Consider the following 21,855-nt stretch of genomic DNA (forward strand, 5'->3'; position numbering starts at 1 on the left):
CCGGGCGTTGTCGAGGGGGCCTCGAATTGGGAGACCGGGGCTCCCTTTGCTAGAGTGTCTCTGCTGAACAAGCGATCCTCCATAGCTCAATTGGCAGAGCAATCGGCTGTTAACCGATAGGTTCTTGGTTCGAGTCCAAGTGGGGGAGCAACAAGGGCCGTCCGGTCGATCCGGGCGGCCCTTCGTCGACTCGGGAGGGTTCGTGCCGGAGTACGAGGCGGTCGCCGATGGCTCGCACGACGAGCCCGTGCGCCGGGTCACGCCGGTCCGCGACGGGGTCGGCGTCGGCCTCGCGACGGCCGCGTACGGCATCTCGTTCGGAGCGCTCGCGGTGGCGTCCGGGCTCGACGTGTGGCAGACCTGCTTCCTCAGCATGGTGATGTTCACCGGCGGCTCGCAGTTCGCGCTCGTCGGCGTGCTCGCGTCGGGCGGGGTGGCCGCGGGCGGCTCGGCCATCGCCGCGGCGGCGCTCCTCGGCATCCGGAACGTCGTCTACGGCATGCGCATGAAGCCGATCGTCGATCGCGGCAGCCTGGCGCAGCGCATCGCCGCGGCGTGGATCACGATCGACGAGTCCACGGCGGTCGCGCTCGCCCAGACGAGCGATCGGGCGGCCAGGCTCGGCTTCTGGGCGACCGGGCTCGTGATCTTCGTCGGATGGAACCTGACGACGCTCGCGGGCGCCCTCATCGGCGAAGCCCTCGGCGACACGAGGGCGTGGGGCCTGGATGCCGCGGCGGCGGCGGCCTTCCTCGGCTTGCTGTGGCCCCGGCTCAAGCGGTTCCAGGCGGGCGCGGTCGCGGTGGCTGCGGCGGTGGTCGCGACGCTCGCGACCCCGGTGCTCACACCCGGGCTGCCGGTACTCGTCGCGGCGCTGGCGGCCGTGCTCGTCGGCTGGTTCGACCTGTTCTCGAGGCGGAGCCGCGCATGACCACGTGGCACGTCCTCCTCATCGCGTCGGCGGCCACACTGGCGCTGAAGCTCGGTGGCTACCTGGTGCCGGCGGGCCTCCTCGAACGCGAGCGGCCGGCCCGCATCGCCGACCTCCTCACGGTCGCGCTGCTGGCGGCGCTCATCGCCGTGCAGACCCTCGGCGCCGGTCAGGCGATCGTCGTCGACGCCCGGGTGCCGGCGATCATCGTCGCGGCGGCGCTCTTCGCGATGCGCGTGCCGTTCCTCGTGGTCGTGATCGTGGCCGCGCTCGTCGCGGCGGGCATCCGCGCCTTCACGTGAGCGTCGCGGCTCAGTCCTCGAGGTGGTCGACGCCCGGCATCCACGACACCCCGGGCTTGCCCCAGCCCAGCTTTCGCGCGATCTTCGCGGCGATGCGCTGATCGCGTTCGCCGAGCCGATCGACGTAGAGGGTGCCGTCGAGGTGGTCGTACTCGTGCTGGAAGATGCGTGCCAGCCAGCCCTCGGCCTCGATCTCGAACCGCTCGCCGTCGAGGTCGGTGGCGCGCAGGATCGCGCGCTCGGCGCGGCGCAGCCCGAACCGTTCGCCGGGGAACGACAGGCACCCCTCGGACTCCTCGTCCTCATCGGGCTCGCCCGCGGGCGGCGGCGAGATCCACAGCTCGGGATTGATCGCGACGCCACGCCACTTCGTGCCGGCCTCGTCGGTCCAGCCGTACGTGAAGAGCCGCAGCGGCACGCCCACCTGCGGGGCGGCGAGGCCGACGCCGGGCGCGGCATCCATCGTCTCGAAGAGGTCGCGCACGAGGGAGCGGAGGTCGTCGTCGATGGTCTCGACGGGAAGGGCGGGGGAGTGCAGCACGGGGTCGCCGGAGATGCGTATGGGGAGGACGGCCATTCGCCAAGGATATCGGCGGCCGACCCGGTAGGGTCGATGCGTGGATCCGGACCTGAGCGACCTCTCCGAGCAGATCGCGCTCGACCCCACGTCGTTCATCGGTATCCCGCTGGCTCTCGTCGGCGCGGTGTTCCTGTCGCTCGGTGCCCAGTTCCAGCACCGCGGAGTGGTCAAGGTCGAGGCGCGCACCGTCGACTCGCTCGGCAAGGGCCTGAGCGGCAAGCAGCTCGCACTCCTGCTCGCGCGGCCGTCGTGGGTCATCGGCACGGTCATGCTCGGGCTCGCGATCCTCTTCCAGCTCTCGAGCCTCTACTTCGCGCCGATCATCGTGGTGCAGCCGCTCGGTGCGATCGCGCTCGTCATCACGTCGATCCTCAACTCCCGGCTGAACCACGTGAAGCTGCACCGCAAGTCGATCACCGCGATCGTCATGTGCGTCGGCGGCGTGTTCCTCTTCGTCGGCGTCGCGGCGTTCACCGCGGTCGACAAGCCCGTGACCGACGCGCAGCTCGTCACGATCCTCATCATCCTCGCCGTCGTGCTCGCGCTGGCGGGGGTGGCGTTCGGCCTCTTCCGTCGACGGATCCGCGCGATCTTCTACGTGATCATGGCGGGCGTGCTCTACGGGTTCGTGGCCACGCTCGCCAAGGTCGTGCTCGGCCGCATCGAGCAGGGCGAGGTCGAGTGGCTCACCTGGACGTGCCTGCTCGGCCTGCTGCTCGCCACGGCGCTCGGCGCGTACTTCGTGCAGAACGCCTATGCGACCGGGCCTCCCGACCTCGTGATCGCCGGACTGACGGTGGTCGACCCGATGGTCGCCGTCGTGATCGGCATCGTCGTGCTGGGCGAGGCGTCCCAGGCCCCGCTCTGGGCGAACGCGGTGTTCCTCCTCGCCGGCGTGATCGCCGTGTGGGGCGTGTTCATGCTGGCCCGCAACCACCCGCAGACCCGGCTCTGACCGCCGTCGCGACATGCGCGGCCGCCGGCGCGCGGACGCCGATGCGTAGACTATGTTCGGATTCAGTCCGCGAGGGAGACCCGCAGGACGACCACTCATCGAGGCCGATCGCCTCCATCCCAGAACTGTGAGGAACCACGCCACGTGTCTGACACACCCGGTGCGACTGCCCCCGCCGGCACCGACGGCGCGGGGACGGAACGTCCGCTCACGATCCTGATCGGCGCGGACACCTTCGCGCCCGACGTGAACGGCGCCGCCCGCTTCGCCGAGCGCCTCGCCGCCGGGCTGGTCGAACGTGGGCACGACGTGCACGTCATGGCCCCCGCCGCGAACCGCAAGCACGGCACGTGGAAGGAGGTGCACGAGGGTCAGGAGATCACCGCGCACCGGCTCTACAGCTGGCGCTGGTATCCCCATGACTGGCTGCGCTTCGCGCTCCCGTGGCGAATCAAGCAGAACAGCTCCCGCATCATCGACGCGGTGAAGCCCGACGTCGTGCACTTCCAGTCCCACATCATCGTGGGCCGGGGCCTCTCGCTCGAGGCACAGAAGCGCGGCATCCGCATCATCGGCACCAACCACTTCATGCCCGAGAACATGTTGGAGTTCACCCTGCTGCCGAAGGCGTGGCAGGAGTGGGCCGTCGGTCTCGCGTGGAAGGCGGCGGGCCGCACGTTCGGCCGCGCCGAGGCGGTCACGACGCCGACGCGCCGTGCCTCGCAGTTCCTCGAGAAGCACACCGGACTGCGCGGCGTGCACGCGATCTCGTGCGGCATCGACGCACACAAGTACTCGCCCGACTGGTCGCCGCGCACCGAGAACCGCATCCTGTTCGTCGGCCGCGTCACCGGTGAGAAGCAGATCGACGTGCTGCTGCGCGCGGTCACGCTGCTGCCGGCCGAGCTCGACGCGAAGATCGAGATCGTCGGCGGCGGAGACCAGATGCGCAACCTGCAGCACATGGCCGCCGAACTCGGCATCGCCGACCGCGTCACCTTCACGGGCTACGTCACCGACGACGAACTGCGCGAGGCGTACCACCGCGCATCCGTGCTGGCCATGCCGTCGATCGCCGAGCTGCAGAGCATCGTGACGATGGAGGCCATGGCCTCGGCGCTGCCCGTCGTCGCCGCGAACGCCATGGCGCTGCCGCACCTCGTGCACGACGGCGAGAACGGCTACCTGTTCGAGCCGAGCAACCCCGAAGACCTCGCGGCCAAGCTCCGCACCGTGCTCGAGGCGTCGCCCGAGGAGTACCGCGCCCTCAAGGAGGGCTCCCTCCGGCTCATCGCGGCGCACGACATCCAGCGCACGATCTCGACGTTCGAGAGCCTGTATCGTGGAAAGCCGGTGACCGATCCGGTCACGGATGTCGCGCCCGCAGCACTCCCCGAGTGAGGCGCCGCGAGGGGCGGTAGCTCAGCCGGTCAGAGCAGTGGACTCATAATCCATCGGTCACGGGTTCAAGTCCCGTCCGCCCTACGGTGAAATCTCGAATCATCAGGGTTTCTTGTCCCGAGCGCAGGGGCGAGACGTGATGCGCAGCACGTGTATCCAACACGTTTGGTCGAGAAGCGGTCTCTGGGTCGTTCCTGAACCGATGGTGCCCGGGCGGCTTCGGCTCTTCTGGGATGTCCTCTCGGCTCAGATGCCTTGCCATTCGGGCTTGTTCGACCAGGCATGCCGGTAGTAGGCGATGAACTCGAGCTTCGACGCGGCCGCCTCATCGATGATGACCGTCGCGTGTGGATGAAGCTGGATTGCCGAACCGGGAGAGCTGGTCGACACCGCGCCCTCGACGGCGGCCGCGACCGCGTCGGCCTTCGCATGGCCGAATGCGAGCAACATGAGGTGTCGAGCGCGGAGGATCGTGCCGATGCCCTGCGTGATGCAGTGCATCGGCACGTCACAGGCTGACTCGAAGAAGCGCGCGTTGTCGCGCCGGGTGGACTCCGTGAGCGTCTTCACCCGCGTCAGGGACGCCAGGGATGAGCCCGGCTCGTTGAAGCCGATGTGCCCGGTGCGCCCGATGCCCAGGATCTGCAGGTCGACACCGCCGGCCGCATCGATTGCCGCTTCGTAGTCGGAGCCGGCCGTCCGGATCGTTGCCGGATCGCCGCTCGGCACCCGAACGTGCTCGGGGGTGAGGCTGAGCGGTCCCACGACCTCACGCGCGATCACGCTGCGGTAACTTTCGGGGTGGCCGGCGGACAGGCCCACGTATTCGTCGAGCGCGAAGCCGCGCACACGCCTAACGTCGATGCCCTCGTCGTGGATGCGGCGGGCGAGCGCCCCGTATGTCGTGAGTGGCGTCGAGCCGGTCGCGAGCCCGAGCACGGCGTCCGGTTTGGAGCGGATGAGGTTGACGATGGCTTCGGCGGCGAGCGCGCCGGCTTCCTCCTCGTCGCGCACGATCAGTACTTCAGCCAACGGGCACCTCCATGGGGTCGGCAACCATGCGCGGCAGCAGCGCCGCGCCCAGGGCGCCGAGGTTCGTCGCCCGAGCGACGCCGAGTCGGTCGGCGATCTGCAAGTGGGAGAGGAACGTGTCGGAGTCGTCGTCTTCCGCGAGGGCACGCACGACCTGTTCGAGAAAGCCGCTGCAGTTCGACACGACTCCGCCGCCGAGCACGATGCTCGACGGGTCGGTCGCCAACGTGGTCATCCGGAGCAGCGCGACCAGGCCCTTCAGGAAGTCGTCGGGGAGTGGCGCGTCGCGGTCTCGATCCGGGTTGAAGCGCGAGAGCGCGGAACCGGAGGTTGACGTCTCGATGCAGCCGCGCTGCCCGCACCCGCATTCCCGGTCGGTGAGCCCGAGCGGGAAGTGACCGAGCTCGCCCGCATGACCATGTCGGCCGTGGACCAGCCGACCGTTCGTCACGAGCCCGACTCCGAGCCCGGTACCGATATTGATGTAGGCGAACGACTGTGGGGCGCCGCGGTTGTCGGAGTGCACGTACTGCATCGCGCCGAGCGTCGCCGCACTGACGTCGTTGTCGACCACGACCCTGGCCCCGGTCGCGTCAGCGACGAGTCGCTGGAGTGGCAGACGTGCGATCCCGAGGTTCGCGGCGTGCCGCACGACGCCGGACGCCGGGTCGACGAGTCCGGGGACGCCGATCCCGATCTCGGCCGGTGGAATTCCAGGTGACGCTTCGGAAAGCACCATCACGACGTCCGTGATGGACTGCAGGACGCCGGAGCTGCCGAGTGCCGTGCGGCGCTCAGCCTCCGCCACGATGGCATCGCCCTCTGAGATGACGACGCCACGGGTGGACGTGCCGCCCACATCGATCCCGATCCGCATGTATCCTCCTGATTTAACTCGTTATCTGACATGTGTAAGGTAGTGTACCTAACAACCGTTAGATAAGAGCCTTCAATGACGAGGAGCGGCGTGACCGATCTCATCAGCATTCACGGACCTCACCAGCCGAGCGCTGGCGAGGCGTTCTCGACGGCGGCCATTCCGGCTGTCCGCAGCGCCCGCTTCCTTCCCGGCACCTGGCGTGTCTCCTCCGGCGCCCGCGTGAGCGGTCCGGAGTCGCTCGCCGGCCTGTTGCACCGCTTCGTCGAGGATGTGGCGACGGACTCGGGCCTCGCGCTCGTGGTCGCGTCGGATGGAGACGACGCGGTCACGGCTGACATCCTCGTCGAGCTCGACGCCACAGGTCTGGAGCATCTCCCACTCGCGACCGGCGTGCGCGCCGACGGTCGCGACCTCGAGGACGCGGACGAACGGCATGCGATCGAGATCGACCCGACCGGCGTCCGCCTTCGCGGCGCGACTCACGAAGCAGTGCATCGCGCGCTCACGACGCTTCGCCAGCTCATCACGGCAGGCGCTGTTGGGAGCGTCGCCGAGGTGGCGGGCGCGCGCCTCTCCGACGGTCCGCGCTTCGCCTGGCGCGGGCTCTCCGTCGACGTCGTCCGAACCTTCCACGATCCCGAGTCGATCCGCCGGGTCATCGACATGTGCTCGCTGTACAAGCTGAACGTGCTGCACCTGCACCTCACCGACGACCAGGGCTGGCGGTTCGAAGTCCCGACCTGGCCGCTCCTCACGGAGGTCGGCGGGGCCGGTGCGCTCGGCGACCGCCCGGGCGGGTATTACTCGCAGGCGGATGTCGCCGAGCTCGTGCAGTACGCACGCGAGCGGTTCGTCACGATCGTGCCCGAGGTCGACCTGCCCGGTCACGTGCAGGCCGTGTTCCGTGCCTACCCGGCGCTCGCCCCCGAGCCGAACCCTGCGGCCGAGGCGGCTTCGGCTGCCGGCCTCGCGATCGGCACGCTCGACCTCGACCGCGGCCCGACACGGCAATTCGTCGCGGACGCGCTCACGGCGGTGGCCGTGCAGTTCCACACGGCCGCCTACGTCCACGTCGGCGGCGATGAGGCATTCGGCATGTCCGACGAGGCCCACGCCGCGTTCGTCGATGAGGCCATGGCCGTCGTCCGGGGGCTCGGCAAGCGTGCGATCGGCTGGCAGGAGGCGGCTCGAGCGAACGTCGGCGCCGACGACGTGGTGCAGTACTGGATCGAACCGAACCAGATGGCCGCGATGATGGACTCCGGCGCCCTGGATGGGATGCTCCCGCCCGAGCTGGCGACGGTGTTCCTGGAGACGATGGGCAAGTCGTCCGACGACGTTCCGACCGCGCTTGCAAAGGGCGCTCGGGTGCTCGTCTCGCCGAACACGGTTCTCTATTTCGACCAGCCGCACGCCGAGACGGCCGCGACCGAAGATCAGGAAGCGCTGCGGGCGCGGGTCGGCCTGCCGTTCTATCCTGGGGCCACGCTCCGCGAGATGGTCGAGTGGGACCCGGTGTCGGTGACACCGGGCCTCGATTCCGATGACCGCATCGCCGGGGTCGAGGCCGCGGTCTGGTGCGAGACCGTCACCGATCGCGACGACCTCGAGTTCCTGCTCATGCCCCGCCTCGCCGGCCTCGGTGAGCGTGCCTGGTCTGCGACGCCGACGGACTGGGACGAGTACGTCCACCGCCTGGCGGCGGCATCCCGAGCGTGGGATCGCCGGGGCTGGGCATGGTTCCGGCCCGCCTCGATCGAGTGGCAGGGCGTCATGTAACGGGTCGCAGGGCGCAGCCGACCCGGCTGCACACCCTCCGCATCCCACTCGACGCCAGACCCGGCGCGCAGCTCGCGCGCTCACCCATTCCCAGGCCCGCACACGCGGACCGCCCGCACCTACACAAGGATGTGCAGTGGACACCACCACGAACCCGGTCGCCCCGGCGACCACGGCTACGAAGCCCAAGCCGGTCTTCCTCACCTCGCGCCGCGAGCGCCTCGGATACAACTCGTTCTGGTTCGGCCAGAACATCCTGTTCATCATCGTCACGTCGTTCCTGGCCGTGTACTACACGTCCGCGCTCGGTATCCCCGCAGTGATCGTCGGCACGATCCTGCTGATCGCCCGTCTCTACGACGCGATCATCGACCCCGTCCTGGCGACCGTGATCGAGCGGTTCCAGCTGAAGAGCGGCAAGTTCAAGCCGTGGGTGTTCCTCGCGGCCATCACCGTTCCGCTGTTCACGGTGTTCTGCTTCGGCTTCCAGGACCTCCTCATTTAGCAGGACCTCGCCGTGCGCATCACCTATGCGACGATCACCTACTTGATCTGGGGCACCGTGTACGCGGCGTCGGACGGCCCGGGCTATGCCCTCGGCGCCGTCATGTCGCCCGAGCCGGCCGAGCGGAACGTCATCCTCTCCAACAACCACGTGGCAGGCCTCATCGGCATCCTCGTCGGCATCATCGCGATGCCGCAGGTGCTCGCTGCGACCGCGAACAACTGGTTCCTCACCCTCGCGATCTTCGGCGTCGTCAGCCTCCTCGTGATGCTTCCGATCCGCTCCGCCAAGGAGCGAGTCAGCGCCGAGGGCCGTGAGCGCCCGTCGATCCTGGCGATCTGGCGCGCTGTCGTCCACAACAAGTACCTCATGCTCACGGTCGTGATCGGCCTCGTCGTGAACGGCGCGAACTTCGCGACGACCCTCGCGCCCTTCGTGGCCGGCGACATCTACGGAAGCCCCGAATCCTCGTCACTCCTGCTGATGCTGACCATCCTCCCCGTCGTCGTCATCGCCCCCTTCGGAGGTCGCCTGATCCGCCGATTCGGCAAGATCCCGCTGCTTGCCTTCTCGCTGATCGCAGGCGCTGCGCTCTCGCTCGTCGCCTTCTTCTTCTGCAAGGAGTCCTTCGAGCTGATGCTTCTGGTCTCGGCGTTGAAGGGCATCGTCCTGGCACCGCAGGTGTTCATGTTCTCGCTGCTGTTCGCCGACTCGATCGAGTACGACTTCTACCGGAACAAGCGCCGCTACGAGGCCGCCACGTTCTCCATGCAGACGCTGATGGCGAAGGCGGGTACGGCGATCTCGGGTGCGGTCGGCCTCTGGGTGATCGGCCTCGCCGGCTACCAGTCGTCCGTCGCGGGCGAGGCCGTGACCCAGTCGACCGGTGCCATCGACTCCATGTGGGCCGTGTACAACCTGGGTGCCGCGATCGGCTCGGCCCTGGGCGCGTTCATCCTGCTGAAGTTCTACGACCTGACCGAGGCCAAGCTCAAGGTCATGGTCGAGGACAACCGCATGCACGAGCAGATCGCCGACTGACGAAGTGCGAGAGCGAGGGGGCGGATGCCGCCACGGCATCCGCCCCTCATCACCGCGTATCTGTCGGATGTCAGATACGATGAGAGTTCCGATTTCTGGAGGTTGGTCGCATGGCACGCAGGCTGAGCCCCGAGGTCCGTCGTGAGGAGATCGTCGAGATCACCGACGCGATCATCGCCGCCGAGGGCTATCGTTCGTTGAGCCTCCGCGAGGTCGCGCGCCGGTGCGGGATGTCCGCTCCCGGGCTGATGCACTACTTCCCCGACATGGAGAGCCTGCTGTACGCCGTGCTCCAGCATCGCGACGAGCTCGACCTCGCCGCGATCGCCGCCGGCCAGCCCGAGGATGCCCGACTCGACGACTTCGTCGAGACCGCCCTCAGCTACTACGAGCGCGCGGGGGACACGACCCGGCGGTACGACGCGCTCGAGGCCGAAGCCATCGACCCGAAGCATCCGGCCCATACCTACTACCTGGAGCGCGACGCGCGCTCGTTCGCCGCGCTCCGCCCCCTGGTCGAGCGCGAGTTCGAAGATCCCGACCGTGTCTTCCTGCTGCTTCGGGCGGTGTTCGAAGGGCTGCGATTCCGTCGGCTCCGTGACCCCGAGCACGTCGACCTCCGGCGCGAATGGCACGAGGTGCGCGACATCGTGCTCGACAAGCTCGAGCGCCGCGTCGGGCAGGGAAACGTTCCGGCTCGCTGATCCACTCGGCCGACGGTCGATCTGTACCGTGTCGGGGCTGAAGCGTCACTTCTGTTTGCGTTCGGCGTGGCCCCGCGGGCATTCACGTCCGCCCTCGCCGATGCCCGCGTGGGCGACGCGGCCGACCTCGAACTCGAGGCGACGGATGCCCCGGGCTTCGCCCGCGACGAGTTCGTCGAGTGGGTGACCGACGACCTGCCGGTGTTGCACGCCGGCGTGCCGTTCGCCCTCGAGCTCGTCGCCGAGCACGCGGTTTCGTAAGCGGTCGACGGCGCCGTCCTGCCCGACTGGCTGACGCTCGAAGCCGACGGCACGCTCGTCGGCACCCCGCCGGCCGCCGGCACCTCAACCGTCACCATCACGGCATCCAACGCCGACGGTGAGGGGCACGATCGACGTCGAGGCGGTGCTGCCGCAGAGCGTGCCGTTCGGGGCGCACGAACTGCGATTCACCACGGTCGGCGCCGACGGCGCCGACGTGTCGACGTCGATCTGGTTCTCGGTCGACCAGCGGGTCGCATCCTCGAGGTCTCGACGGAAGGCCCGGTGGCCGAGCCCGTTGCTCCGGTCCCGCCGGCCTCGGCGCCGGCCGCAGTGACGCCTGTCGGGACCGGCATCGCCTCGACGGGTGTCGACTCGACCTGGTGGGCAGGGGCCGCCATGATCGTGTTGCTCGCCGGAGCACTCGTGCTCGCTGTCGGCGGGCGCCGCCGCGCCGCGGCCGTCGAGTAGTTCCGCCTGACGATCGGCTATCGGGCGGAAGCGTCGTGCTCGTCCTGTACGTGTTCGTCGCGCTCGTCCTCGAGGAGCATGCCGACGGACGTGGCACAGGCATCACCGCGCCATGCCTCGATTCCCTCGCGCACGGCGAAGCCGGCGATGACGAGGCCGGCGATCGCGTCGGCCCACCACCACCCGAACAGGCTGTTCAGGACGAGGCCGACCAACACCGCTGCGGAGAGGTACGTGCAGATGAGCGTCTGCTTCGAGTCGGCGACCGCTGTCGCCGAGCCGAGTTCGCGGCCGGCTCGGCGCTCTGCGAGCGACAGGAACGGCATCAGGAGAACGCTCAGCGCGGTGATGACCAAGCCGAGAGTGCTGTGCTCGACGTCGGTTCGCAGCACCAGCGCGAGCAGAGACGAAGCGGTCACGTAGGCGGCCAGGGCGAAGAAGGCGACCGCGATGACGCGCAGTGTGCCCTTCTCCCAACGCTCGGGGTCTCGGCGCGTGAACTGCCAGGCGACCGCCGCCGCGGACAGCACCTCAATCGTCGAGTCCAACCCGAACGCGACCAAGGCGGACGACGACGCGATGCCACCGGCCGTGATCGCGATCACGGCCTCGACCACGTTGTACGCGATCGTCGCCGAGACGATCCACCGGATCCGACGCTGCAGCGTGTGCGTTCGCTCAGCCGAAGGGGACAGAGTGTTGACGGTCATGCGCAAGTGCAGCTCGCTCCGGCACAGCACCCGGGATCCACGAACAGCACGACCTGCAGCAGCTCGCTGAGAGCCGGAGCGAGATGTGGGTCGGCGAGCCGATACCAGGTGCGGCGCCCGTCGGGCACAGCCTCGACGAGCCCACACCCACGCAGGCAGGCCAGCTGATTCGACATGACCTGCCGGGACACCCCGAGCGCATCGGCCAAGTCCGATGGATACGCCGGAGCCTCACGAAGCGTCAGAAGGACACCCGCTCGGGTCGCGTCCGAAAGCGCGTACCCGAGCCGGGCCAGTGCGGCGGTGTGGGTCACGGACGCGGTGGCGGTCGACATGCGAGCGACTGTACAGGAATCGCTGAATTAACGAAACGCTGTATCGTCTGCTCCCCTTGAGGATCGGGTTCCGGGTGCGGTGACTGGTCGGCGCGTCCTGATCGACCAGTACGCCGCGGCATCCGGAGTGACTGGGACTTCCAGACTCGTCTCGGTGTGTCGAGTCCTGACCGGCTTCGGTATCGAGAACCGCGCGAGTGGGTGGCCCGACCACCACCGAGCACGCTCCGAGGATCACTCCTGTTCGTCGTCGGTGACGAGCAGCCGCATGAAGGTTTCGAGGAGCGGAAGGGTCGGCCGGGTCGGGTCGAGGAGCGCCTGGATTCGAAGGCCATCCATCATGGCCATCATCATGGTGACCTTCTCGTCGGCAGTGATCTCCTCGCCGTCCTTTACCGTCGGCAGGCGTCCGCTCGAAAGATGCGAGCGCATCCGTTCGCGTCTGGCGATGAAGAACTCGTGCGCGGGGTGTTCCGGATTGGTCGCCGCGACGGTGATCGCGAGCCAGTTCCGCTGGCGTTCAGGATGGGCGAACTCGTCTGCGAGCACGCTGGACAGCACACGCTCGGCAGGGACGCGCGACTGCATGATGCGGTGCGCCAGTTCCTCGTCATCGAGATCGCGTTGGGCGAGCGCGGCGAGCAGGAGTTCGTCCTTGCTCGCGAAGTGGCGGAGCAGCGCAGCGTGCGTGACGTCGGATCGCGCGGCGATGTCGCGGAGCGACGCACGTTCGTAGCCGTGCTCTGCAAAGCTCGCGAGCGCGGCGCGGACGATCTCCGCGCGCCTGGCCGGCGTCTTGGAGTACGGGCCGCGCCGCGAGGGTCGCGGTGAACGCGAAGTCCCCGGCGTGTCGGAATCGGGGACGGTGACCGACGAGCGATCCGTCGGCGCGACGGCCGTCGTTCCGTGCATCTCGTCTCCTGTTCGGTGATCCACGACCCCAGTCTGGCAGGTCAGTTTGATTCCGGACTTGCCAATAGTAACCGACCTGGTTACAGTTGCCACGGTGTAACCACGGTGGTTACTTTTGGGTGGTTGCCCAGCAGGATTGCGCGTACGATCGCGTGGTCGGATTCACCCCGATAAGGAGTCAATGGTGACGAAGAACGAGCCGGATGCGGAGCAGCTCAGCGCCGCCGGCATCGCAGCGAACGTGCCGGTCGGCATCGCCCCGCAGTCCGACCTGGATGCCACGTTGCGGGACGCCGTCGGAGGCGCGGTCGACGCTGGCGCCGAGCCGACCCAGCCGATGAGCAAGGGCTACATCTTCTGGCTCATGCTGGCGAGCTTCGGCGCGTCAATGGCGATGATGGTGCCCCTGTCGTACGGCCTCGCCGTGCGGATCACGGAGTTGGCACCGGGCCATGAGGAGGTGCTCGGTTACATCACGGGCGTCGCCCAGGTCGCCTACCTGGTGATCAGCCCGCTCGTCGGCATCTGGAGCGACCGGACGAGGTCGCGGTTCGGTCGACGGGCGCCGTTCCTCTTCCTCGGTACCGCCGTCGGCTTGGTCGGCCTCGTCATCATCGGCCTCGCGCCGAACCTCCTCATCGTCGGCGCCGGCTGGGTCTTCGGCATGGTGGGCTGGTCGATCGCTGGAGCGGCGCTGCAAACGCTGCAGGCCGACAAGCTGCCCGAGCAGCAGCGTGGTCGTGTCTCGGCGCTGACCGGGCTGATGACGCAGATCGCGCCCGTGCTCGGCATCGGCGTCGCCTACGCCGTCTCGTCGAGCACATTCCTCGTCTTCCTCGTCCCGGGCCTGATCGGCGCCGTGCTCATCGTCCTGTTCCCGCTCGTGAAGCCGGAGGGCAGCTCGAAGGGCCTCGCGCCCGCTGCACAGGTCACGCCGATGTCCGTGTTCAAGAGCTACGGCTTCAGCGTCCGCAAGTACCCGGACTTCGCGTGGAACTGGCTCGGCCGCTTCATCTTCTTCATCGGCCTGTACTTCAACACGACGTTCGGCACCTTCTTCTACGCGCAACGACTCGACATGCCCGTTCGCGAGGTCGCCGGGGTGGTCGCCACCGTGGGCCTGGTCGGTGTGCTGGCCGCCACGATCGGTGCGCTCGTGGGCGGCTTCCTCTCCGACAGGTTGCAGCGCCGGCGGCTGTTCGTGATGATCGCCGCCGTGCTCTTCGTGGCCGGCGCGATCCTCGAGGCCACTGCGTGGAGCCTCCCGCAGATCATCGCCGGTGCGGTCACCATGCAACTGTCGATCGCCGTCTTCGCGACCGTCGACCAGGCGATCGTGTTCGCGATCATCCCCGAGCGCAACGAAGCGGGCCGCTACATGGCCGTCATCCAGTTCGCGCAGAAGATCCCGAGCGCGATCGCCCCGATGCTCGCCGGGTTGGTGATCACGATCGGCGCGATCGGCGGCGAGAAGAACTACACGCTGCTGTATCTCGCGGGCGGCGTGTTCGCCCTCGTGGGCGGCCTCATCATCCTGCTGAAGGTGAAGTCGATCCGGTAGCGGATCGACACTCCCGACGCACGACCTGCAGCTTCGAACGGAATCGAACGACCATGCGCACTGCACCCTACGCCCTCGCCGTCGACAGCGGCGGCGACGGATTCACCGTGACCAGACCCAGCCCACGGCTCTCCTGGAAGGACCCGGTGGACCGGGACATCCGCTCCGCCTATCTCGTCGAGGCAGAGATCGACGGTGCGGAGCCGATCGCCGCAGGTGCGACCGGGCGGCGCCTGGTGCGCTGGCCGTTCGGTGCGCTCGACAGTGGGCAACGGGTGCGGTGGCGCGTGCGGGCGGCCGCGCCCGACGCCGCCTGGTCGGAGTGGGCTCGCTTCGAGTCGGGTCTGCTGGACGCGGACTGGTCGGCATCGTGGATCTCGCCGCGCGAGCCGGCGCTCGGCTCGGATGATGATGCCGGATACGGCAAGCGGGGGGCGCACGTGCTCGCCGGGCGCTTCACGGTCGACCGCAACGTCGCCTCGGCGCGGCTCTACAGCACCGCGCTCGGCGTCTACACGGTGAGCGTGAACGGTGAACGTGTCGGCACGACCGAGCTCGCGCCCGGTTCGACGTCGTACGACCAGACGCTCTACGCCCAAGCTGCCGATGCGACGGCATCGCTGCACACGGGCGAGAATCGGATCGAGATCGTCCTTTCCGACGGCTGGTATCGCGGCCAGGTCGGCGCGTTCCGGTCGCCCGCTGGATGGGGGACGACCCTCGGCGCCCGAGTGGAATTGCACCTCGAGTTCGCCGACGGCGGTCGGCAGGTCGTCCGCAGCGACGAGACGTGGACGAGCGCCCGTTCCGCGATCACGAGGGCCGACCTGATGGACGGGCAGACCCTCGACCTCTCGGCGCCCACCCCCGCTGCAGGTCCGGTGCTGGTCGACGTCGTGGACGCGCCCGCCGTCGACTGGTCACCCGCGCCACCGGTCCGCGTCATCGAGACCCGGACCCCGCTGGAGCTTCGGCGGCTCCCGGGCGGGGCATGGATCGCCGACTTCGGTCAGAACGCATCCGGGTGGATTCGGCTGAGCGATCTCGGTTCGGCAGGAACGCGCACGGTGATCGAGTACGGCGAGGCCCTCGATCGCGACGGAGACCTCTGCACCTCCCACCTGGATGCGGAACGACCGGGCGAGGCACCCATCGTCTTCGTCCAGCGCGACGAGGTCATCGCGGGGGAGACCGGCAGCGTCTTCGAGCCGCGGCACACCGTGCACGGCTTCCGATACGCCCGCATCACTCGCACCAACGGCGAACCACTCGACGCCGGAACGATCGACATGCACATCGTCCACACCGACCTCGCGCGCACCGGCACGTTCGCGTGCAGCGACGACGAGCTCAACCGCCTGCACGATCTCGCCGACTGGAGCTTCCGCAGCAACGCCGTCGACGTCCCAACCGACTGCCCGACCCGTGAGCGGCTGGCCTGGACCGGCGACTACCAGGTCTTCGCCCCGACCGCGACGCGCCTGTACGACGTCCACGGCTTCAGCCGCAAGTGGTTGCGCTCGGTGCGCGACGACCAGCTCCAGGACGGGCGCATCGCGAACTTCTCGCCCGATGGCCGGCGCATCAAGCACCATCTCGACGACCAGTTCGCGATGATGACGGGATCGTCCGGCTGGGGGGACGCGATCGTCGCCGTGCCCTGGGAGCTGTACCTCGCGTACGGCGACGAGCAGGTCCTCGCCGAGAACTACGACGCGATGGTCCGCTGGGTCGAGTGGGCCCTCGAGCAGGCGCGCACGACTCGCCACCACGCCCGCGTGCATGCCTCACCTGACCCGGAGCCGTTCGAGGCGTACCTCTGGGACGGAACCTTCCATTGGGGCGAATGGACGGAACCCAAGCAGCGCGACGCCGAGGGCAACCGCATCGATCCGATCAAGCACAACCCGATGGCCTGGTACATGGCCGACAAGGGCGAGGTCGGCACCGCCTACCTGCACCGGTCGACCACGACCCTCGCGAGAATCGCCGAGATCATCGGCCGCGCCGACGACGCCATGGCCTATTCGGCGGTCGCCGAGCGCGTCGCGGAGGCCTGGCAGAGGGCGTACCTTCGGCCCGACGGCACGACGACGACCGACACCCAGGCCGCGTACGTGCGCGCGCTCGCGTTCGGACTCATTCCCGCCGAGCTTCGCCCTCGTGCGATCGACCGGCTCGTCGAACTGATCCGTGATGCCGGCACCCACGTCGGAACCGGCTTCCTCGCGACCGGCGACCTGCTCGCGGTGCTCGCCGACGAGGGCCGGGCGGATGTCGCGTACGAACTGCTGCAGCAGCGCACCGCTCCGTCGTGGCGATACATGCTCGACCGCGGCGCCACCACCGTCTGGGAGGACTGGGAGGGCATCGACGAGCACGGCGACGCCCACGAATCCCTGAACCACTACAGCAAGGGCGCGGCCATGCGATTCCTGCACACCCACACCCTCGGGCTCCGTCAGGAGGAGGACTCGATCGCATGGGAGCAGGTCGTCATCGCGCCCGTTCCCGGCGGCGGCGTCACCTGGGCTCGCGGTTCGCACAAGAGCCCTCAAGGGTCGATCACCGTCGACTGGCGCATCGTTGGCGAACGGATGCACCTGACCGCCGAGATCCCGTCGGGCACGAAGGCCCGTGTGGTCCTGCCTGACGGTGCCGTGCACCGGGTCGGTGCCGGACGGTTCGAGACCTCCGCCCTGCTCCCGATCGCCACGCCCGTGCCCGCCGCGGTCTGACCACCCGAACTCCCGAACCTTCCAGATTCAACGAACGAGAGGACCACCTCATGACGACGTTCCCCGACGGCTTCCTGTGGGGCGCCGCGACCGCCGGCCACCAGATCGAGGGCAACAACGTGAACAGCGACTGGTGGGCGCGCGAGCAGATGATGCCCGGCATGGAGCTCTCCGGCGACGCCGTCGACAGCTACCACCGCTATGCCGAGGACATCCGACTGCTCGCCGAGTCCGGCCTCACGTCGTACCGGTTCAGCCTGGAGTGGTCGCGCATCGAACCGGTGCGGGGACACTTCTCGAAGGCCGAGCTCGCGCACTACCGCCGCATGATCGACACCTGCCTCGAGCACGGCGTGACCCCGGTCGTCACCCTGCAGCACTTCACGACGCCGCAGTGGTTCGCCGCGCTCGGCGGCTGGGACGGCACCGAGGCGCAGGAGCTGTTCTGCGCATTCGTGGAGCAGGCGTGCACGATCCTCGACGGCGTCGAGTGGGTCGTGACGATGAACGAGCCGAACATGCAGGCCGCGATCATGACCGCGATGCGCCACCTCGCTGCGTCCGGCGGCGAGTGGACCAGCCCGACGGTCGAGGCCGACGGCGACGAGGAGCAGAAGCAGACCCACAGCGAGTTCCTCACCTACGCCGACCCCGAGATCGGACGCCTGTTCACCCGCATCCACCATGCGGCCCGTGAGATCGTGCGCGCCCGCACGAACGCCAAGGTCGGCTGGACCATCGCGGCGGGCGCGCTCACGGCCGCGCCGGGCGGCGAGGAGAAGCTGCAGCAGATCAGGTATGGCAAGGAGGACGTGTACTGGGAGGGTTCGCGGGGCGACGACTTCGTCGGCGTTCAGGCGTACTCGAGCCAGCAGGTCGACGCGAACGGACTCGTGCCGCATCCGCCCGCGCCGGACAACACGCTCGTCGGCACGGCGTACCGCCCCGACTCGCTCGCGATCGCCGTGCGCCACGCGTGGGAGGTAAGCGAGCACACGCCGATCATGATCACCGAGAACGGGATCGCGACCGCCGACGACGCGCAGCGCATCCGGTACACCGACGAGGCGCTCCAGGGCCTCGCGGGCACGATCGCCGATGGGATCGACGTGCGCGGCTACCTGCACTGGTCGCTGCTCGACAACTTCGAATGGGGGCACTGGGAGCCCACGTTCGGCCTGATCGCGGTCGACCGCGACAACTTCGCACGCACCCCGAAGCCGAGCCTGGCGTGGCTCGGCGAGGTCGCCACACGCAACGGACTCGAGTCGACGGAGGTCGCGGCATGAGCTTCCCGTTCGCGGACGTCTCGGCCCGCCCGCTGACCGACCTGCTGTCGCTCTCGGGCCGTCGCGCCGTCGTCACCGGCGCCGCACAGGGGCTGGGCAAGGCCATCGCGGCGCGCCTGGCCGAGGCCGGCGCCGATCTCCTGCTGATCGACCTCAACGAAGACGCTGCCCGTGCGGCCGCCGAAGAGCTCGGCGACCGTTACGGCGTTCGCGTCGCGAGCACGCGCGCCGACGTCACCGACGCGGCATCGGTCGCAGCAGCCGCGGACCTGGCGGTCGCCGAACTCGGCGGTATCGACGTCTGGGTCAACAACGCCGGGATCTTCCCCAACGCGCCCGTCACGATGATGCCCGACGAGATGTGGGACGCGACGTTCGCGGTCAACGCACGCGGCGTCTTCCTCGGCTCGCGTGAAGCCGCACGCCGCATGTCGGCCGACGGATCGGGCGGCGTCATCGTCAACATCATCTCCACCGCGGGCGTACAGGTGGCGTTCCCCGGCATGGCCGCCTACGTGGGATCGAAGCACGCGGCGCTCGGCATGACGAAGTCGCTCGCAGTCGACCTCGCCCCGCTCGGCATCCGCGTGCTCGGCGTGGCACCGAGCTTCGTTCCGACCGAGGGCAACCTCGCGGCGGCCCGTGCCGGCGCCGAGGCGGCGGCCGCGGCGGGCATCGAGATGCCGCCGCTCGAGGTGATGAACACGAGCATCATCGGCCGCATGGGGACCCCCGACGACATCGCGCGAGTCGTCCTCTTCGCCGCGAGCGACCTCTCGATGATCATGACGGGCAGCACGCTCCTCGCTGACGCGGGAGAGACGGTCTGATGGCCGTGTCCACCACGCCACCGATCAGCGTGCAGCTGTACACGGTGCGCCATGACTTGACCGACCTGGATGCGACGCTCGGGCGCCTCGCGCACGCCGGCGCCCAAGCCGTCGAGCCGTTCTCGGTGTTCGACCGACCAGCCGAGCTCGCCGCCGCGGCGGCGGCGAACGGGCTCGTGATCCCGACGGCGCACGCACCGCTGCTCTCCGACACGATGAGACTCGCCGGACGAGAGGTACCGGTGCCGCCCCCTTCCGCCGCCCTCGCCGCAGCGCGGGCGCTCGGCGCCGACATCCTGATCGACCCGATGGTCGACGCGGACCGCTGGCGTACCGCCGACGACATCGCCCGGACCGCCGACCGGATGAACGCGCTCGTCGAGCCGGCCGCCGCCGAAGGGCTGGTGGTCGGCCACCACAACCACTCGTTCGAGTTCCATCACCGCATCGGCGACCTGACCGCGTACGAGTACTTCGTATCGCTCCTCGACGAGCGCGTCGCCCTCGAGCTCGACGTCTACTGGGCGACGGCCGCGGGGCAGGATGTCCCGGCGCTCGTCGAGCGGCTCGGCTCCCGGGTCCGCGCGCTGCACCTCAAGGACGCCGCCCAGGCGGTCGACGTCTTCGCCGTCGGTGGTGACGACGACCCGGCGGCACTCACGCAGTGCGCGCTCGGGTGGGGGCGTCTGGCGAGCGACGAGGCGCTCGCAGTCGCGCCTGCAACCTGTCTTCCGGTCGTCGAGTTCGATCATGTCGAGGACGCCTTCGACGCGATCGCCGCGTCGATCGCGCACCTTCAGGCGATTCGTACACCGGTTGAGCCGCTGCCGACGGATGCCGCGGGGGCGACCTCGTGACCGCGCGCATCGTCTGCAACCCGCTCGACCTCGCCTACCGGTATCAAGACGTGCGCACGCCGTTCGCCGGCCGCAGCGTGCATCGAGAGGCTGCCGACCCGACCGTCGTCCTCTACCGCGGCCGGTACTACATGTTCGCGTCGATGACGCGTGGCTTCTGGCACTCCGACGACCTCGTCGACTGGACGCTGCAGCCGAGCGAGAAGATCCCCGCGATCGACTATGCACCCGATGTGCACGAGGTCGACGGCGCGCTGCTCTTCACCGCCTCGCGGAAGACGAAGGGGAGGTTCTTCCGCAGCGTCGATCCGATGGGCGACGACTTCGAGGAGATCGCCCCGAGCGACATCGCGTTCTGGGATCCCGACACGTTCCAGGACGACGACGGCCGGCTCTACCTGTACTGGGGATGCTCCCACAAGGAACCGATCCGCGGCGTCGAGCTCGACCGTGCGACGCTGCAACACATCGGCGAGCCCATGCCGCTGATCGCCGCCGACACCGAGACCCGCGGATGGGAGCGAACCGGCGACGACTACCTGCCCGTCGTGCGCCGCGGGCTGATGGGCAAGGTCATGGATGCCTACATCGGCGACGCACCATTCATCGAGGGCGCGTACATGACCCGCGTCGGTGACCGGTACCACCTGCAGTACGCGGGGCCGGGCACGCAATTCAATACGTACGCCGACGGCGCATACGTGGGCGATGGGCCGCTCGGCCCGTTCGTGTACGACCCGCACAGCCCGTTCTCGTCGAAGCCCGGGGGCTTCATCACGGGCGCAGGGCACGGCAGCACCTTCCAGGACCGGCACGGCAACTGGTGGCATGTCGCGACCATGCGCGTCTCGGTCAACGCCGACTTCGAGCGACGGATCGGCCTGTTCCCGGCCGGGTTCGACGATGACGGCGTGCTGTTCTGCAACCAGAACTTCGCGGACTTCCCGATGCAGGTGCCCGACCGCCCATTCGATCCGTGGACGGAGGCATCTCCGGGTTGGATGCTCCTGTCGCACCGTGCGGCCGCGACCGCCTCGTCGGCGGCCGAAGGGCACGGCCCCAGGCTCGCGACCGACGAGTCCGTGCGCACCTGGTGGGTCGCCGGCTCGGATCAACCGGGGGAGTGGCTACAGCTCGATCTCGGCGCGGAGTCGACTGTCCACGCAGTGCAGGTCAACCTCGCCGACCACGACCTCGCACCGCGCGCGCCCAAGCGCCGCGACCTCGCGAAGGCGACGTTCGGCAAGCGCGCCGTCTTCCCGGACTCGCAGCCGACCGAGGTGCGCGTCGAGATCTCGTCCGACGGCGTGGAGTGGGTGGTCGTGCACGACACGATCGGTACAGGCGACGATGCCCCCCACGCCTTCATCGTGTTGCCCGAGGCGAAGCGCGCGCGGCACATCCGGGTCACCGCAGGCGCGTTGCCGTTCGGCGGTGCCTTCGCCGTGAGCGGACTGCGCGTGTTCGGTCATGCCGATGAGCCATTGCCAGCGGCGGTCGGGGTCCGGGGCGAACGACACGACCCGCGCACGGCGTCGCTCCGGTGGGATGCCGCGCCGGGTGGCCTCGGCTACAACGTGCGCTACGGACTCTCGCCCGACAAGCTCTACCACTCGTGGCTCGTCTACGACCGCACGGACCTCGAGGTCGGTTCGCTGAACGCGGGCCACCCGTACTGGTTCGCCGTCGACAGCTTCAATGGCGCCGGCGTCACGCCCGGTGCGGTGCTCCGCCTGAAGGCGTGACGGCCGGGTCTCCCTCTGACGCGGGCCAGAGCGCAG

21 protein-coding genes, 2 tRNA genes and 1 pseudogene are annotated in these 21,855 nt (G+C 68.9%); 18 read left to right on the forward strand and 6 right to left on the reverse strand.

Annotation, left to right across the window (positions count from 1 at the left end; genetic code table 11):
• Positions 1-75: 75 nt before the first annotated feature.
• The 3 genes from J2X63_RS14075 (at position 76) to J2X63_RS14085 (ending at position 1,233) form a co-directional block, all read left to right on the forward strand.
• Positions 76-148, forward strand: a tRNA-Asn gene (locus tag J2X63_RS14075).
• Between the two features lie 99 nt (positions 149-247).
• Positions 248-931 (forward strand): AzlC family ABC transporter permease, encoded by a 684-nt coding sequence (locus J2X63_RS14080; protein ID WP_309980145.1) that lies wholly within the window; start codon positions 248-250, stop codon positions 929-931.
• Complete coding sequence (locus J2X63_RS14085; protein ID WP_309978319.1) at positions 928-1,233, forward strand: AzlD domain-containing protein; 306 nt, start codon at positions 928-930, stop codon at positions 1,231-1,233. The genes J2X63_RS14080 and J2X63_RS14085 overlap by 4 nt, the downstream gene beginning before the upstream one ends.
• 10 nt (positions 1,234-1,243) lie before the next feature.
• Here the strand turns inward: J2X63_RS14085 and def are convergent, their stop codons facing one another.
• Positions 1,244-1,810 (reverse strand): peptide deformylase, encoded by a 567-nt coding sequence (gene def, locus J2X63_RS14090; RefSeq protein WP_309978320.1) that lies wholly within the window; start codon positions 1,808-1,810, stop codon positions 1,244-1,246.
• Between the two features lie 40 nt (positions 1,811-1,850).
• Here def and J2X63_RS14095 point away from each other — a divergent pair, with 40 nt between their 5' ends.
• From J2X63_RS14095 to J2X63_RS14105, 3 genes are all read left to right on the forward strand, one after another.
• Positions 1,851-2,768, forward strand: coding sequence for a DMT family transporter (locus tag J2X63_RS14095; protein WP_309978323.1), 918 nt, complete (start codon positions 1,851-1,853; stop codon positions 2,766-2,768).
• Positions 2,769-2,912: 144 nt separating this feature from the next.
• Positions 2,913-4,169: a glycosyltransferase gene (locus tag J2X63_RS14100; protein ID WP_309978327.1), complete on the forward strand. Its 1,257-nt coding sequence runs from the start codon at positions 2,913-2,915 to the stop codon at positions 4,167-4,169.
• Between the two features lie 10 nt (positions 4,170-4,179).
• Positions 4,180-4,253, forward strand: a tRNA-Ile gene (locus J2X63_RS14105).
• A 162-nt stretch (positions 4,254-4,415) separates the two neighbouring features.
• On the opposite strand, the gene nagB is transcribed toward J2X63_RS14105, so the two are convergent.
• Entirely contained in the window at positions 4,416-5,201 is a 786-nt protein-coding gene (gene nagB, locus J2X63_RS14110) for a glucosamine-6-phosphate deaminase (protein ID WP_309978330.1), read from the reverse strand.
• Positions 5,194-6,078, reverse strand: coding sequence for an ROK family protein (locus J2X63_RS14115; RefSeq protein WP_309978332.1), 885 nt, complete (start codon positions 6,076-6,078; stop codon positions 5,194-5,196). Before J2X63_RS14115 ends, nagB begins: the two co-directional genes overlap by 8 nt.
• 90 nt (positions 6,079-6,168) lie before the next feature.
• Here J2X63_RS14115 and J2X63_RS14120 point away from each other — a divergent pair, with 90 nt between their 5' ends.
• From J2X63_RS14120 to J2X63_RS14145, 6 genes and pseudogenes are all read left to right on the forward strand, one after another.
• Positions 6,169-7,860, forward strand: coding sequence for a family 20 glycosylhydrolase (locus tag J2X63_RS14120; protein ID WP_309978336.1), 1,692 nt, complete (start codon positions 6,169-6,171; stop codon positions 7,858-7,860).
• Between the two features lie 136 nt (positions 7,861-7,996).
• Positions 7,997-9,406 (forward strand): annotated as a pseudogene (locus tag J2X63_RS14125) (MFS transporter).
• Between the two features lie 110 nt (positions 9,407-9,516).
• The gene (locus J2X63_RS14130; RefSeq protein WP_309978339.1) at positions 9,517-10,110 is read left to right on the forward strand and encodes a TetR/AcrR family transcriptional regulator; all 594 of its coding nucleotides are present in this window, start codon (positions 9,517-9,519) and stop codon (positions 10,108-10,110) included.
• A 66-nt stretch (positions 10,111-10,176) separates the two neighbouring features.
• Positions 10,177-10,371: a hypothetical protein gene (locus J2X63_RS14135; RefSeq protein ID WP_309978341.1), complete on the forward strand. Its 195-nt coding sequence runs from the start codon at positions 10,177-10,179 to the stop codon at positions 10,369-10,371.
• 118 nt (positions 10,372-10,489) lie between these two features.
• Positions 10,490-10,708 (forward strand): hypothetical protein, encoded by a 219-nt coding sequence (locus J2X63_RS14140; protein ID WP_309978343.1) that lies wholly within the window; start codon positions 10,490-10,492, stop codon positions 10,706-10,708.
• Entirely contained in the window at positions 10,705-10,842 is a 138-nt protein-coding gene (locus J2X63_RS14145; RefSeq protein ID WP_309978346.1) for an LPXTG cell wall anchor domain-containing protein, read from the forward strand. Before J2X63_RS14140 ends, J2X63_RS14145 begins: the two co-directional genes overlap by 4 nt.
• Before the next feature lie 17 nt (positions 10,843-10,859).
• Here the strand turns inward: J2X63_RS14145 and J2X63_RS14150 are convergent, their stop codons facing one another.
• The 3 genes from J2X63_RS14150 to J2X63_RS14160 form a co-directional block, all read right to left on the reverse strand.
• A complete protein-coding gene (locus J2X63_RS14150; protein WP_309978348.1) occupies positions 10,860-11,552 on the reverse strand; it encodes a cation transporter in 693 nt (230 codons plus the stop codon).
• Positions 11,549-11,887, reverse strand: coding sequence for a metalloregulator ArsR/SmtB family transcription factor (locus tag J2X63_RS14155; protein ID WP_309978350.1), 339 nt, complete (start codon positions 11,885-11,887; stop codon positions 11,549-11,551). Before J2X63_RS14155 ends, J2X63_RS14150 begins: the two co-directional genes overlap by 4 nt.
• A 234-nt stretch (positions 11,888-12,121) precedes the next feature.
• Entirely contained in the window at positions 12,122-12,799 is a 678-nt protein-coding gene (locus tag J2X63_RS14160; RefSeq protein ID WP_309978352.1) for a TetR/AcrR family transcriptional regulator, read from the reverse strand.
• Positions 12,800-12,983: 184 nt separating this feature from the next.
• Here J2X63_RS14160 and J2X63_RS14165 point away from each other — a divergent pair, with 184 nt between their 5' ends.
• Genes J2X63_RS14165 through J2X63_RS14190 form a run of 6 tightly spaced genes read left to right on the forward strand, consistent with a single transcriptional unit; the run spans position 12,984 to position 21,819 of the window.
• Positions 12,984-14,360 carry an MFS transporter gene (locus tag J2X63_RS14165; protein WP_396133159.1) on the forward strand — a complete coding sequence of 459 codons (1,377 nt, stop codon included), beginning with the start codon at positions 12,984-12,986 and terminating at the stop codon, positions 14,358-14,360.
• A gap of 53 nt (positions 14,361-14,413) precedes the next feature.
• On the forward strand, positions 14,414-17,098 hold the full coding sequence (locus tag J2X63_RS14170; protein WP_309978356.1) for a family 78 glycoside hydrolase catalytic domain: 2,685 nt from the start codon (positions 14,414-14,416) through the stop codon (positions 17,096-17,098).
• Between the two features lie 50 nt (positions 17,099-17,148).
• Entirely contained in the window at positions 17,149-18,387 is a 1,239-nt protein-coding gene (locus J2X63_RS14175) for a family 1 glycosylhydrolase (RefSeq protein WP_309978359.1), read from the forward strand.
• Positions 18,384-19,217, forward strand: coding sequence for an SDR family oxidoreductase (locus J2X63_RS14180; RefSeq protein WP_309978361.1), 834 nt, complete (start codon positions 18,384-18,386; stop codon positions 19,215-19,217). The genes J2X63_RS14175 and J2X63_RS14180 overlap by 4 nt, the downstream gene beginning before the upstream one ends.
• Positions 19,217-20,074, forward strand: coding sequence for a sugar phosphate isomerase/epimerase (locus J2X63_RS14185; protein WP_309978363.1), 858 nt, complete (start codon positions 19,217-19,219; stop codon positions 20,072-20,074). Before J2X63_RS14180 ends, J2X63_RS14185 begins: the two co-directional genes overlap by 1 nt.
• A complete protein-coding gene (locus J2X63_RS14190) occupies positions 20,071-21,819 on the forward strand; it encodes a family 43 glycosylhydrolase (RefSeq protein WP_309978364.1) in 1,749 nt (582 codons plus the stop codon). The genes J2X63_RS14185 and J2X63_RS14190 overlap by 4 nt, the downstream gene beginning before the upstream one ends.
• Positions 21,820-21,855 lie beyond the last annotated feature (36 nt).

The sequence above is a fragment of the Agromyces sp. 3263 genome, assembly GCF_031456545.1.
Classification (GTDB): domain Bacteria; phylum Actinomycetota; class Actinomycetes; order Actinomycetales; family Microbacteriaceae; genus Agromyces.